Here is a 13,683-nt window from a genome sequence, read left to right on the forward strand (position 1 = left end):
TAATTCACCCAATCGCAATGGCAGACGGCTTACGTTTCGCTATCCGTGAAGGTGGTCGTACTGTTGGTGCTGGTGTTGTTGCTAAGGTTATTAAATAATTTAAGCAAGCACTATTTAGAAAGGGTGTCGTTTGATGCCCTTTCTTATCTAGTCTGTTTAGCAAAATGTTTTTATTAAGAAAGAGCATTTTGGAAAATGGATAATATTATAAATAACATAATTATAGGTTCTATATGCTAGTAAGTAACGAGAGTCAAGATACAAGCACAGTTCTAGACAAGTTTAAATGGGTTTTGGTTCTAGTATTAATTGCGTTAATTGTTTGGGGAAATTCTTATTTCTCTGCGCCTAATGATATATATCAACCAAATACAGTTGTTCGAATTATTGCGGTTGTTGTCATTTCGCTTTTAACCTTATTTATTGCATTTACAACCAATAAAGGAAAATCATTTATAACATTTCTGCAAGAATCACGAAAAGAGTTAAGAAAAGTTGTATGGCCAACTCGTAAAGAAACAGTACAAACAACTTTATTAATAGCTGTTATTACAATTATTGTTGGTACAGCTCTTTGGGGTATGGATTCTTTATTCCGTTCAGTCATCTTTTATTTAACATTAATAGGGCGTTAATATGAGTGAAACACAACAAAAACGCTGGTATGTGATCCAAGCTTATTCTGGCTATGAAGCACGTGTTGCACAATCATTACGTGAATATATTAAATTACATAATATGGAAGATTCTTTTGGTGAAGTTTTAGTACCAACCGAAGAAGTTGTCGAAATGAAAAGCGGTCAACGCCGTAAAAGTGAACGTAAATTTTTCCCAGGTTATGTTTTAGTTGAAATGATGATGAACGATGCGACTTGGCATCTAGTTAAAAGTGTTCCAAGAACTTTAGGATTCATCGGTGGAACATCAGATCGACCAGCACCAATCAGCCAGCGTGAAGTTGACGCTATCATGAATCGTTTACAACAAGTTGGTGATAAGCCACGTCCTAAAACCCTATTTGAACCAGGTGAACTTGTTCGAGTTAATGAAGGACCGTTTGCAGACTTTAATGGTGTAGTTGAAGAAGTTGATTATGAAAAAAGTCGCCTAAAAGTATCGGTATCAATTTTTGGTCGTTCAACACCGGTTGAACTTGATTTTAGCCAAGTAGAAAAGAGCTAATTTATCTGAATATTTTTAATTCAATGAAAAGAAAAATCACAGAAATTATTCTGTGATTTTTTTTTAACCTCCCTTATAAAATAACAACTATTATTCTTTATTCACTACTTAAACGTAATGACGTAGATAGCCTTGTTTTGATATCAACGTCAACGTTCTATTCTTTCGATAAAAAGTACGATATAAAATGTTGGTGAATTTTTTTCATCACCGACAAATTGGATACTTTTTTTATATTTTTTTCTTCAAAAGTTCAATCCTATCACTACATACCTCATTAAGTATCTCTCCTAACAAGTATTTTGATAGTTCATAATGATGTACTTAACTTTAAGTCTTAAACAATATTCTTATTAAATAGTTGTAAATATTATAAATTGTCTAAAAAATTAGATCGTTATCACAGTATCAATTATGCATTTTATGTAACATATAAAAATTATAGTTTTTTATTCAATGAAAAAGAAAATATTAATTATCTAAGGGAAGGAATTAACTATGCAAAAAAAAATATTAACATTATTAATGTTGATGGGAATTGCTGTTGGAAGTGCATCGGTTGCTAATGCCAAAGGTCGATTGGTTATTTATTGTAGTGGTACAAACGCGTTATGTGAGGAAGAAGCTAAGGCTTTTGGCGAAAAATATAATGTTAAAACATCACTTATTCGTAATGGTAGTGGTAGTACATTGGCAAAAATTGAAGCAGAAAAAGAAAATCCGCAATCAGATATTTGGTATGGTGGAACGCTAGACCCACATTCTCAAGCCGGTGAAATGGGATTATTGTATGCATATCAATCACCAAATTTAGAGCAAATCATACCAGAATTCCGTGATCCAGCTAAAATAAAAGGGAATTATTCTTCAGCCGTTTATATTGGTATTTTAGGATTTGGTGTAAATACAAACAGAGCAAAACAGCTAGGTGTTGAAGTACCAAAATGTTGGGCTGATCTGATTAAACCTGAATTTCGAGGTGAAATCCAAATTGCTGATCCACAAAGTTCTGGCACAGCTTATACAGCACTAGCGACTTTTACTCAACTATGGGGTGAAGATAAAGCCTTTGATTATCTTAAAGCGCTTAATCGTAATATTTCTCAATATACTAAATCTGGAGTAGCTCCGGCACGTAATGCTGCAAGAGGAGAAACTATGATTGGTATCGGTTTTTTACATGACTATTCATTAGAAAAGGAAAACGGAGCGCCATTAGATTTAATTTCACCTTGTGAAGGCACTGGTTATGAGATCGGAGGTATAAGTATTATTAAAGGAGCACGTAATTTAGATAATGCTAAGTTATTTGTTGATTGGGTATTATCTAAGCAAGCACAAGAAATTGCTTGGCAAAAAGCCAAATCCTATCAGATTCCAACTAATATAACAGCAGAGTCCTCACCACTAGCACTAAAATTAAATGATCTTAACCTAATTAAGTATGATTTTGATAAATATGGTGATTCCAAAATGCGAACTTATTTAATTAACAAATGGGTTAATGACGTCAAAATGGAAAAATAACATTATTTTTCTGGAATATTACCTACTACTAGCTGTGTATATCAGCTAGTAATTACTAATTACTTCTTTTTGTGTAGATAATAAAATTTTTGCACTATGTTAGTTGTGGTGAATTTATGTCATATAGTATTTCTAGTCAATTAAAACAGCAAATGTGTAAGTGTGATCCAGTTTTTTTCTGGTTAGCTTTTATTGTTATTTCTTTTATTTTATTTCCATCCTATGGATTAGATTATGGATTGTTTGAATCAACTACTGATGAATTATTAGAATCATATGGTTGGTCAAATATTGGTATTAGTATTGTATGGTTTGTATTACCATTAGTTTTATTAGTAAGACCTATTAAGCCTCTTGATCGTTCTGCGCTACCTCGTCATTATTTTGATGCTGTTTATGCATTATTTTGTATGGTATTTACCGTAACAAGTTCATGGTTTTTTAATCACAGCATGGGCTATGCGACAATATTTTTGTTTATTGGCTTAGGGATGATAATGACTCATGCATTTGCTCGCCTTGAGTGGATGGGTGGGGATTGCTTTGTTATTGGATCAATGATAACAATTATCGTATTGATATTAATATTTATTTTATACCCAACTATTACTATCTTTATGCCAATGTTTACTGACGGAGAGAAGTTTGTACCATTCCAATTCATCGATATTTTGTCAAAATCTTATATTATTCGGGTGATTTTTAACTCTATTTTATTAGGTATTGCTGTTGGAATTAGTGCAACATTTTTTGGTTTAATCTGTGCGCTGTATACTGCTAGAATCGCTAAGCGTTCGGTGGTTATAGGTCGAATTTTTTCTCTATTACCAATTGTTACCCCTCCTTTTGTCGTTGGGCTTGGTGTTACGCTGATGATGGGGCGATCTGGTTATGTTACTGAATTTGCTGCTAATTATTTAGGTTTATCTGATACTAACTGGTTGTATGGTTTTACTGGTATCTGGCTTGCACAGGTATTAGCTTTTGCTCCAATGTCATTTATGATTTTAGACGGTGCAATCAAAACAGTTCATCCTTCATTGGAAGAAGCTTCTTATACACTAAGAGCAACACCCTATAAGACATTTTTTTCTATTTTTCTGCCATTAATAAAACCAGCATTAGCCAATTCATTTTTAATTGTTTTTGTACAATCACTTGCCGATTTTAGTAACCCTTTAGTTTTAGGTGGTAATTTTGATGTGCTTGCTACACAGATCTATTTTTATATTACTGGGGCACAGTTAGATTATCCTTCAGCAAGTACCCTTGGTAGTGTGCTATTACTATTTTCTTTAGCAATATTTTGTGTACAGTATCTTTGGATTGGTAAAAGATCTTACGTTACCGTTTCAGGAAAATTTTCTCGTGGTGATGTTCAGCCATTACCAATTAGTTTGAAATGGATCATTGTGGGATTATTTGCATTTTGGACACTATTTAATGGATTGCTTTATGGAAGTATCTTCTATGGTAGCTTTACGGTTAATTGGGGCGTTGATTACACCCTAACATTGGCAAATTTCATTAATCTATTTGGACAAGGATTTAGCGATGGCGCATGGCCATCTTTATTAGATACCTTATTATTTGCAGGTATTGCTGCGCCAATCACAGCCTTTTTGGGTTTATTAATCGCTTATGTTGTTGTTAGACAACATTTTAAAGGTAAAAAGATTATTGAGTTTACTACAATGCTTTGCTTTGCTGTGCCAGGAACAGTTGCTGGAGTATCTTATATTTTAGCTTTTAATACCGCCCCTTTTTATCTAACAGGTACCGCTGCTATAGTGATTATCTCGATGATTATGCGTAATGTACCGGTTGGTATTCGGGCTGGAATAGCTGGGCTAGGGCAATTAGATAAATCTCTAGATGAAGCTTCATTAAGCTTAAAGGCTGGATCATTTAGAACTATATTTTATATTTTAATTCCGCTTTTACGCCCAGCGATTTTATCAGCTTTAGTTTATAGCTTTGTGCGAGCTATTACTACGGTGAGCGCAATTGTGTTCTTGGTTACACCCGATACACGTGTTGCAACTGCCTATATTTTAAATAGAGTTGAAGATGGTGAATACGGTATTGCCATTGCCTACGGCTCAATATTAATTGTAGTTATGCTGTCAATTATTTTGTTGTTTGATTATTTAGTTGGTGAATCAAGAACTTCTCGTTCAACTGCTAAAAATACCCAATAGTTTGTCTCAGAAGGACTATAGGTTTAATTGAACGTAAGTAGCTTTTGGTTATGCTTGAATCTTAGGATTGTTTAATTATATAAATAGAATCTATAAGGTTAATAAATTTTTTGAATTAAATTAAAAGTTTAATATTAAAAAACTTTTGTGTAGGAATGAATTATGTCGAATGAGAATTATGTTGAACTAAGAAATATTACTAAACGATTTGGTAAAAACACGGTGATTGAAAATTTCAATTTATCTGTTGCTAAAGGTGAAATGATTACCTTACTAGGCCCTTCAGGCTGTGGAAAAACCACAATTTTGCGTCAACTTGCAGGACTTGAAAAGCCTAGTGAAGGGCAAATATTTATTGATGGTGAAGATGTAACTAATTTATCTATTCAGCAACGAGATATTTGTATGGTGTTTCAATCTTATGCACTTTTTCCACATATGTCGATAGGTGAAAACATTGGTTATGGATTGAAAATGATTGGTGTACCTAAAGAGGAGCGTAAAAAAAGGGTTGAAGAAGCATTAGAATTAGTTGATCTAGCCGGATTTGCCGATCGTTTTGTCGACCAAATTTCGGGTGGACAACAACAACGTGTTGCTTTAGCCCGTGCGTTGATACTTAAGCCTAAAGTTTTATTATTTGATGAACCATTAAGTAACTTGGATGCCAATTTACGTCGCAGTATGCGAGAGAAAATACGAGAACTACAGCAACGTTTTAATATTACTTCATTTTATGTCACTCATGATCAGAGCGAAGCTTTTGCTGTATCGGATAGGGTACTGGTTATGAAAAAGGGGATCATTATGCAAGTTGATTCACCACAACGTTTATATCGCAGACCCGCTTCAAGGTTCATGGCTAATTTTATGGGGGACGCTAATATTTTCCCTGCGCATTATGACAATGGTTATATTTCAATTTTTGGTTATAAGCTCGATTGCCAAGATCAAATCAAACCTAAATCAACACAATGCGTTGTTGGTGTTAGGCCAGAGGCTATTGAATTGATGGAAAACCGCGCTGAAGATTGCCAAAAATGTCGTGTCGAAAATGTAGCATACATGGGGGCTCAGTATGAAATTTCAGTTAACTGGCATGATCAAATTTTACTTTTACAAGTTAATTCTATTTTATTAAAACCTAAAGTAGGCGATGAATTTTATCTAAAAATTCATCCAGAAGGAATGTTTGTGTTAGATGAGTAAATTACCTATACAGATTTAATAAATCATTTTTAGTGATACAATTTGGTTTGCTTAACTGTTTTTATCATTTTTTACTAAGGTATAATACCTCCTCTTCTAAGGAGGTATTTTTGTTGCCATTCAAATCGTTTGTTCTTTAATCAGATAACTCTTAGTAAACAGTGAGCAAGAAAGGATATATTGGTGGTGCGAAGCCTATATTGGAATATCCAAAATTAGCCATTAAAGGGAAAATAACTAGCGGCAATGATTAATATTAAAGATTATTCTGAGTGCACTTCAAATTAACAACAATAAAATTTAAGAAGCAGTTTCACTGCTCACAATTAAGATCTTCTAATTGTTGTTGTAAATCCAGCCAATTCATTTCTACTTGTTCCTGCTGGTTTTTTAGTTGACTCTGTTTTAATAATAATTCAGTTAATTCTGATTTTTTATCATTTTCATAAATAATCGGATCTGATAATTGCAATTCAATGTCTTTAAGAGCGGTACTCAATTGTTCAAGTTTTTGCTCTTCTTTTTGCAACAATTTTTTAATTGGCTGCATTTGCGCTCTTAATTCCGCTTCACGGCGTTTTTGTTCTTTGCGTTCTTGCGAAGAAATATTTTGGACACTATCTTTTTTAGCTGTATCTTGATCTGGTTCAGGCTGATTTTCCGCTTTCTGCTCGTCGGCAAGCCATTTTTGATAATCATCGAGATCACCATTAAATGGTTCAACTTTGTGATCGTGAACTAAATAAAACTCATCAGTTGTTGAACGTAGTAAGTGGCGATCATGCGATACAACAACTAACGCGCCTTCGAAATCAATAAGCGCTTCAGTTAATGCTTGGCGCATATCTAAATCTAAATGGTTAGTTGGCTCATCAAGTAACAGTAGGTTTGGCTTTTGCCAAACAATTAATGCTAAAACTAATCGAGCTTTTTCACCACCTGAAAATGTTTTTACAGGTTCATTGACTTTATCGCCATGAAAATCAAAACCACCTAAGTAATTACGCAATTCTTGTTCTGTTATTTTAGGATCAGAAAGCTTGGTTAAATGCCAAAGTGAGGATTCTTCACCACGCAAATACTCTAACTGATGCTGAGCGAAATAGCCTAATTGAACACCTTTGGCTAAATTAATATGACCTTCTTTAGGTTGTAATTCTCCCGCTAATAATTTAATTAAAGTCGATTTACCAGCTCCGTTCCGTCCTAATAAACCAATTCTCGAACCGGGAACAAGATTTAATTTAATTTTTTCAAGGACGATTTTATCTCCATAACCAGCAACCACTTTATCCATCATCAATAATGGACTTGGTAAAAATTCAGAAGGTTTAAAATTGAAATGGAAAGGATTATCCACATGTGCTGGTGCAATAAGCTCCATTTTTTCTAACATTTTAATTCGGCTTTGAGCCTGTTTTGCTTTGGTTGCTTTTGCTCTAAAGCGATCAATATAGCTTTGCAGATGGGCGACTTTTTGTTGCTGACTTTCGTATAATGATTGTTGTTGTGCCAATTTAGTTATACGTTGGTTTTCAAATGAAGAATAGTTTCCGGTATATTCAAATAAACTTTTTTGTTCAATATGAATAATTTTATTAACAAGTGGATCTAAAAAGTCTCGGTCATGAGAGATTAAAATAAGCGTTCCCTGATAATTACTCAACCATTTTTCAAGCCAAATCACTGCATCTAAGTCAAGGTGGTTAGTTGGTTCGTCAAGCAGCAGTAAATCAGAACGGCACATTAACGCTTGCGCCAAATTTAGTCTCATCCGCCAACCACCGGAGTAGGATTTAACCGGTAAATTGAGTTGTTCGTTAGAAAATCCTAAACCATGTAATAGTGTTGCGGCTCTTGCCCGTATTGTCCAAGCATCAATGGTATCGAGTTGTTCGTGAATGATCGCAATTTGCTCACCATTATTTTCTTGATTAGCAATCGTTAGTTTTTGTTCTAATTGGCGATATTCTCGATCCCCATCAATAGCGTATTCAATAGCTGGAACATCTAAAGCAGGTGTTTCTTGATTAACCCAAGCAAGCTGCCATTGTGTAGGTATTGATACACTTCCAGCATCAGAGTGAATTTCGCCTTTAATTAATGAAAAAAGGGTGGATTTACCACAACCATTTTTACCTACTAATCCAACTTTTTGTTTAGGATTAATTGTTGCTGAAGCGTTATCTAAAAGCAGATTAACACCACGACGAATTTGGATAGAATCAAAAACAATCATAATATTGCCATCTATTACTCTAAAAAAAAGCTATGCTAACAAAAAAAGAACTTTATGCAATACGTTTTACTGGTGATTTATCCGCATTGCATTTGAATCGAATATTTATGATTGATAAGGTAAACAATGCGGAAAATGATAAAATAAGATTATTTATTAATATGTTGAATAAAAATCATATTTAATAATTAATGTAATAATTGCCTAAATATTAATATCACTTAAATTTTACTTTTTATTGCCGACAAAGCTCTGCGAATAAAAAGCCAACAGATAAGGATAAATACAAATAATCCTAGGTATTGTGGTAAATTTCCTAAGTTTTTAAATATTGCCAATGGGGCATCACTTCCTCCATTAGTAATACTTATCACAATTACTACCGCTAATATAACGCCAATTAAACTTTCACCAACAATTAAGCCTGATGCAATTAAAGCTGCTTTGCTATCCACTTTTTTAAATTGTATTTCTGGATCAACATTATTTTTCTTTGCGTTAGCATAAGTATAACGTTTTATAATCCAAGATAGTAATGTGCCAACAAAAATCGGTGTAGTGACACTTGGTGGCAAATAAATGCCTAATCCGACAGCAAGAGCTGGTAATCTAAATTTTGAGTTATTTTTAGCAAAAATTAAATCAGTGATGATAATTATTCCCCCTAATACTAGGCCAATAAAAATCATTGTCCAATCAAGTTTATGCGAAAAAATACCTTGTGCAATAGTTGTCATTAAAGATGCTTGAGGAGCAGCTAAAACTTGAGAAAGATCCATATCACTGCGAGGAACAGCACCTGTAAATCCGTAAGCGTGATATAAGGTTTCTAGAATAGGAGCTATAACTAAAGCACCCACAAAGCAACCAATTAATAAAGCAACTTGTTGCTTCCATGGTGTTGCATTGACTAGATAGCCTGTTTTTAAATCTTGCAAATTATCATTTGATATACATGCTATTGCTAAAACAGTACTTGTCGTAAATAATGCTAATGCTGTTGCAAAATTCGATCCTTCAATCGTTGATAACATGCCATTAATTTCACCTAGTCCTAATAAAATAAGTGAAACAGCAATAACTGCAACTATTGCAATACCAGACATAGGACTTGCTGATGATCCGACTAAACCAGCCATATATCCACAAGCTGCAGCAACTAAAAAACCCATAATAAAAGAAAACAATACCGCACATGCAACTAATGACCAAGCTATGCCTGTAGATAAGCCACTATCAGCTATAAATGAATAAAAAGTCACGACTAAAATGACTAACATCATCCCCATAATAGAAAAAATCCATTTAGGGGATAGATCGCGTTCTGTTGTGTCTTTTATTGACACATCTGAACGTAGAGTTTTAAAAGAAATTTTCACTCCTTCAATAACTGGTTTTATTAAAGAGAGCAAAGTCCAAACAGCTGAAATAGCAATCGTTCCTGCACCAATAAAACGGATATCGTTGTCCCAAATTTGCATGGCAACTTGAGATAAAGGTAAACTTGAATCATAACCGTTGATAGCTGTTAAAATCGGTATGCCAAATACCCAAGCAATAATAGTCCCAAGTAGTATTGCAATACCTGAAATAATACCAATTAGATAGCCTGCACTTAATAATGCTAAAGAAAACCCTAAGGGTATTTGAAATATTGCTTTGCCTGCTGTGAACCAATAAGCTGTACTTCCGGATAACAGTTTAAATCCATTAGTAAATAAACTGATTAAAGATGCAATTACTCCACCGAATAAAATATCTTTTAATCCACCATTAGCGTCATTTCCTTCTTCCTTTGACCCAGCCTTTAATATCTCGGCAGCAGCAACACCCTCAGGGTAAGGTAAATCGCTTTTTACTACCATGACATGTCGAAGCGGTATAGAAAATAACACACCTAACATACCACCAGCCAAACATACAGCAAAGGTTAACCAAAATGGGAAATCATGCCAGTATCCCATCATTAATAAGCCCGGAATAACAAAAATGATTGAAGATAATGTCCCTGCAGCAGAAGCTTGCGTTTGAACCATATTATTTTCTAAAATGGTTGAATTAGGGAAAAACCGCAAAATCGCCATAGAAATTACAGCTGCAGGAATTGCAGATGAAAAAGTTAAACCGACCTTTAAGCCCAGATAAACATTTGATGCAGTAAAAATCATTGTTATCAGTGCACCAAGAATAATACCTCTAAATGTAAGTTCTCGTAGTTTATTCATATTTTTAGTGTTTTTTAAGTTGAAATTAAATGTATTATATACTTAATTGTGTATTTTGAGTGTAAATCTGTGTGATTTTATTGTTTTTAAATTTTTATTCATTGTTTTTAAATGGAAATATTTTTATTAAATTTTGGATGCTTACTATTTAGTTATTAAAACATTACTATTTTGTTTTGATACAATGTTATTTAACAATTACTACTTTGTGAGAAATATCGTGAACCAATTAGAACGTTTACAAGCTATTACTAAACAATTACGTAATCCAATTAAAGGTTGCGAATGGGACAGTAAGCAAACTTTTGAATCATTAAAATCATATACTCTAGAAGAAACTTATGAAGTCTTAGATGCCATAGAAAAAAAAGATATGGCTGAACTTAAAAATGAACTGGGTGATCTACTGTTTCAGATTGTTTTTTATGCTGACTTAGCAAATGAACAAGGTTTATTTAATTTTGATGATATCTGTCTCTCTGTGGCTGATAAGCTGATTAGTCGTCATCCCCATGTCTTTTCAAATGATACTACTGTTAAGCCAAATTGGGAACAACTTAAGCAACAAGAACGTGATAAACGAGCACAATATTCACTATTAGATGATATTCCCACCGCCATTCCAGCATTAATGAAAGCTGAAAAAATACAAAAACGCTGTGCATCAGTTGGATTTGATTGGGTAGAGTTAAAACCTGTTATTGATAAAGTTAAAGAAGAGCTTAGCGAAGTGGAAGAGGAATTGAATAAAACCGCACAAGATCAATCCAAAATTGAAGAAGAGCTTGGCGACTTATTTTTTGCCACCGTTAACTTAGCCAGACATTTAAAAGTTAAATCTGAGTTATGTTTACAAAATGCCAATAACAAGTTTATAAGGCGTTTTAAGCAGGTAGAATTATTACTTAAACAAAAAAATCACAATTTAATTGACGCAACACTTGAAGAAATGGAAGATGCATGGCAAATTGTCAAACAATCTGAACAATTATCTAGCGAAGTAAATCAAAATGACTGAACAAAAAAATGAATTATATCAAGAAATCGAAGCATGGGCACAAAATGCCATTTTACATAGCCCAACGTGGAGTATTAACCAGCTCGATTTTTCCGAAAAAAGTATTTCCGTTGTTGAAATTATTATTGGTGAATTAGCTGATAAAAATTTTAGTATCCCTGAAGAACAGCTTAATATGATTGCTCAAGAGTATGGTTGTTACTTATTACTGACAGCCCAAAAATTATACGGCGGTGAGTTTTATTGGAATGAAGAACTTGAACAACCGATGTTAATTTGTTGTGAACCACAAGCAGCTATCGTGTTATTAACTTGGAATAAAGTCAAAGGGCGCCTTTTAGGGGATGAAGCTGATCATCTAGCCTTTTTCTTAGAAGGGTTTGCTGAGGCGACTAAAAATCCTGAAAATGGTTCTCAGATTGTCTATTTATAACCAAATAATACAATAATTAAAGGTTATTAGCTGATACAATTTCATGTTATCAGCTAATAGTCATTAATGCCAATTATCAAAGTGAATATGCATTGGCGATTTCAACTCGATAAATGACGATATTTAGGTTGTAATCAATAAACGTTATGGTTTAGGCAGATCAATAAATATTAAGTAATAAGCCTTACTCCCACTCAGTAGGGAATGGAAATAAGGTTTACTTAGTTAATCACTTTATACTTCTAAGTAATCTAAAATCCCTTCTGCCCCTTTGCGACCTTCGCTAATGGCAGTCACCACTAAATCCGATCCTCTTACCGCATCACCACCAGCAAAGATTTTTGGATGGCTGGTTTGGTAACCTTTGCTTTGTGGTGCGATTATGCGCCCTCTATCATCAAAATCAACACCATGTTCGGCTAACCACGGCATAGAATGAGGTTTAAAGCCAAATGCCATTACAACTGCATCTGCCGGAAGTACAAATTCCGATCCTTGAATTATCACCGGAGAACGACGACCTTTTGCATCAGGTTCGCCAAGCTCCGTTCTTACCATTTTTACACCAGTAACATGACCGGCATCATTGATTTCGATGCTCAGAGGTTGTACATTGAATTGAAATTGTGCGCCTTCTTCTTTAGCATTTTTAACCTCGCGTTTAGAACCTGGCATATTAGCTTCATCACGGCGATAGGCGCAAGTCACTTCAGTTGCACCTTGACGTATAGACGTTCGAACGCAATCCATTGCTGTATCACCACCACCTAATACCACGACGCGTTTATTTTTCATATCGACATAAGGCGCATCATCAGTTTGTTGGTGTTGCATAATATGTTTAGTATTAGCAATTAAAAATGGTAGGGCATCATAAACACCATCGGCATCTTCATTTTCTAGGCCTGCACGCATTGATTGATAAGTACCAGCACCAACAAAAACTGCATCAAATTCATTGATGAGATCGGCTAATTGTACAGCTTTACCTACTTCAGTATTAAGGCGAAACTCAATTCCCATTTCGGTAAAGACATGTCTGCGGTGAATTAAGACTTCTTTATCTAATTTGAAAGCAGGAATACCAAAAGTTAATAGGCCACCAATTTCCGGATGACGATCAAAAACAACTGGTGTAACACCATTACGAACTAAGACATCAGCGCAAGCTAATCCAGCAGGGCCTGCACCAATAATTGCGACTCTTAGTCCAGTTTTTTCAACGTTAGATAGATTTGGTTTCCATCCCATTTTAAAGGCTTCATCAGTAATATAACGTTCAATACTGCCAATCGTTACGGCTCCAAATTCAGCATTTAAAGTACAGGAACCTTCACAAAGACGATCTTGCGGACAAACTCGTCCACACACCTCTGGTAGACTATTGGTTTGGTGAGATAGCTCAACAGCCTCTAAAATTTTCCCTTCATTAATTAATTTTAACCAATTTGGGATATAGTTATGTACTGGACAGCGCCATTCACAATAAGGATTACCACAAGCCAGACAACGATCTGCTTGTGCTTGAGATTGCGAGGCTGAAAAGCCTTCATAAATTTCAACAAACTCAATTTTACGGACGTTTAGCGATTTTTTAGGCGGATCAACACGTTGTAAATCGATAAACTGATAAACATTTTGACTCATAT

General features: G+C 34.4%; 10 protein-coding genes and 1 pseudogene. 8 read left to right on the forward strand and 3 right to left on the reverse strand.

Annotation, left to right across the window (positions count from 1 at the left end):
- The 6 genes and pseudogenes from J3U23_RS05905 to fbpC form a co-directional block, all read left to right on the forward strand.
- Positions 1-98: pseudogene (locus J3U23_RS05905) on the forward strand (elongation factor Tu); the annotation flags it as partial.
- A 135-nt stretch (positions 99-233) separates the two neighbouring features.
- A complete protein-coding gene (secE, locus tag J3U23_RS05910) occupies positions 234-635 on the forward strand; it encodes a preprotein translocase subunit SecE (protein ID WP_065563742.1) in 402 nt (133 codons plus the stop codon).
- Position 636: 1 nt separating this feature from the next.
- The gene (nusG, locus tag J3U23_RS05915) at positions 637-1,182 is read left to right on the forward strand and encodes a transcription termination/antitermination protein NusG (RefSeq protein WP_065563741.1); all 546 of its coding nucleotides are present in this window, start codon (positions 637-639) and stop codon (positions 1,180-1,182) included.
- Positions 1,183-1,707: 525 nt separating this feature from the next.
- The gene (locus tag J3U23_RS05920; RefSeq protein ID WP_416379937.1) at positions 1,708-2,709 is read left to right on the forward strand and encodes an ABC transporter substrate-binding protein; all 1,002 of its coding nucleotides are present in this window, start codon (positions 1,708-1,710) and stop codon (positions 2,707-2,709) included.
- A gap of 116 nt (positions 2,710-2,825) precedes the next feature.
- Positions 2,826-4,910 carry an ABC transporter permease gene (locus J3U23_RS05925; protein WP_267338776.1) on the forward strand — a complete coding sequence of 695 codons (2,085 nt, stop codon included), beginning with the start codon at positions 2,826-2,828 and terminating at the stop codon, positions 4,908-4,910.
- Positions 4,911-5,072: 162 nt separating this feature from the next.
- The gene (gene fbpC / locus J3U23_RS05930; protein WP_065735070.1) at positions 5,073-6,119 is read left to right on the forward strand and encodes a ferric ABC transporter ATP-binding protein; all 1,047 of its coding nucleotides are present in this window, start codon (positions 5,073-5,075) and stop codon (positions 6,117-6,119) included.
- Positions 6,120-6,432: 313 nt separating this feature from the next.
- Here fbpC and J3U23_RS05935 read toward each other — a convergent pair whose 3' ends face one another.
- The gene (locus J3U23_RS05935) at positions 6,433-8,358 is read right to left on the reverse strand and encodes an ABC transporter ATP-binding protein (RefSeq protein ID WP_267330379.1); all 1,926 of its coding nucleotides are present in this window, start codon (positions 8,356-8,358) and stop codon (positions 6,433-6,435) included.
- Between the two features lie 221 nt (positions 8,359-8,579).
- Positions 8,580-10,583 carry an OPT family oligopeptide transporter gene (locus tag J3U23_RS05940; RefSeq protein ID WP_267338777.1) on the reverse strand — a complete coding sequence of 668 codons (2,004 nt, stop codon included), beginning with the start codon at positions 10,581-10,583 and terminating at the stop codon, positions 8,580-8,582.
- Positions 10,584-10,803: 220 nt separating this feature from the next.
- On the opposite strand from J3U23_RS05940, the gene mazG reads away from it, so the two are divergent.
- Both mazG and J3U23_RS05950 read left to right on the forward strand, forming a co-directional pair.
- Positions 10,804-11,601, forward strand: a complete 798-nt coding sequence (gene mazG, locus J3U23_RS05945; protein WP_065563738.1) for a nucleoside triphosphate pyrophosphohydrolase — start codon at positions 10,804-10,806, stop codon at positions 11,599-11,601.
- Positions 11,594-12,034 (forward strand): hypothetical protein, encoded by a 441-nt coding sequence (locus J3U23_RS05950; RefSeq protein WP_267338778.1) that lies wholly within the window; start codon positions 11,594-11,596, stop codon positions 12,032-12,034. The genes mazG and J3U23_RS05950 overlap by 8 nt, the downstream gene beginning before the upstream one ends.
- Positions 12,035-12,268: 234 nt before the next feature.
- Here J3U23_RS05950 and J3U23_RS05955 read toward each other — a convergent pair whose 3' ends face one another.
- Positions 12,269-13,681: an FAD-dependent oxidoreductase gene (locus tag J3U23_RS05955; RefSeq protein WP_267338779.1), complete on the reverse strand. Its 1,413-nt coding sequence runs from the start codon at positions 13,679-13,681 to the stop codon at positions 12,269-12,271.
- Between the last annotated feature and the right edge of the window lie 2 nt (positions 13,682-13,683).

The sequence above is a fragment of the Gilliamella sp. B3367 genome, from assembly GCF_026536825.1.
In the GTDB taxonomy this organism is placed as follows: Bacteria; Pseudomonadota; Gammaproteobacteria; order Enterobacterales; family Orbaceae; genus Gilliamella; species Gilliamella apicola_E.

Coding starts and splice junctions, on each gene's coding strand:
- secE (WP_065563742.1), top strand. CDS start 234: ATGCTAGTAAGTAACGAGAGTCAAGATACAAGCACAGTTCTAGACAAG.
- nusG (WP_065563741.1), top strand. CDS start 637: ATGAGTGAAACACAACAAAAACGCTGGTATGTGATCCAAGCTTATTCT.
- J3U23_RS05920 (WP_416379937.1), top strand. CDS start 1,708: ATGTTGATGGGAATTGCTGTTGGAAGTGCATCGGTTGCTAATGCCAAA.
- J3U23_RS05925 (WP_267338776.1), top strand. CDS start 2,826: ATGTCATATAGTATTTCTAGTCAATTAAAACAGCAAATGTGTAAGTGT.
- fbpC (WP_065735070.1), top strand. CDS start 5,073: ATGTCGAATGAGAATTATGTTGAACTAAGAAATATTACTAAACGATTT.
- J3U23_RS05935 (WP_267330379.1), bottom strand. CDS start 8,358: ATGATTGTTTTTGATTCTATCCAAATTCGTCGTGGTGTTAATCTGCTT.
- J3U23_RS05940 (WP_267338777.1), bottom strand. CDS start 10,583: ATGAATAAACTACGAGAACTTACATTTAGAGGTATTATTCTTGGTGCA.
- J3U23_RS05950 (WP_267338778.1), top strand. CDS start 11,594: ATGACTGAACAAAAAAATGAATTATATCAAGAAATCGAAGCATGGGCA.
- J3U23_RS05955 (WP_267338779.1), bottom strand. CDS start 13,681: ATGAGTCAAAATGTTTATCAGTTTATCGATTTACAACGTGTTGATCCG.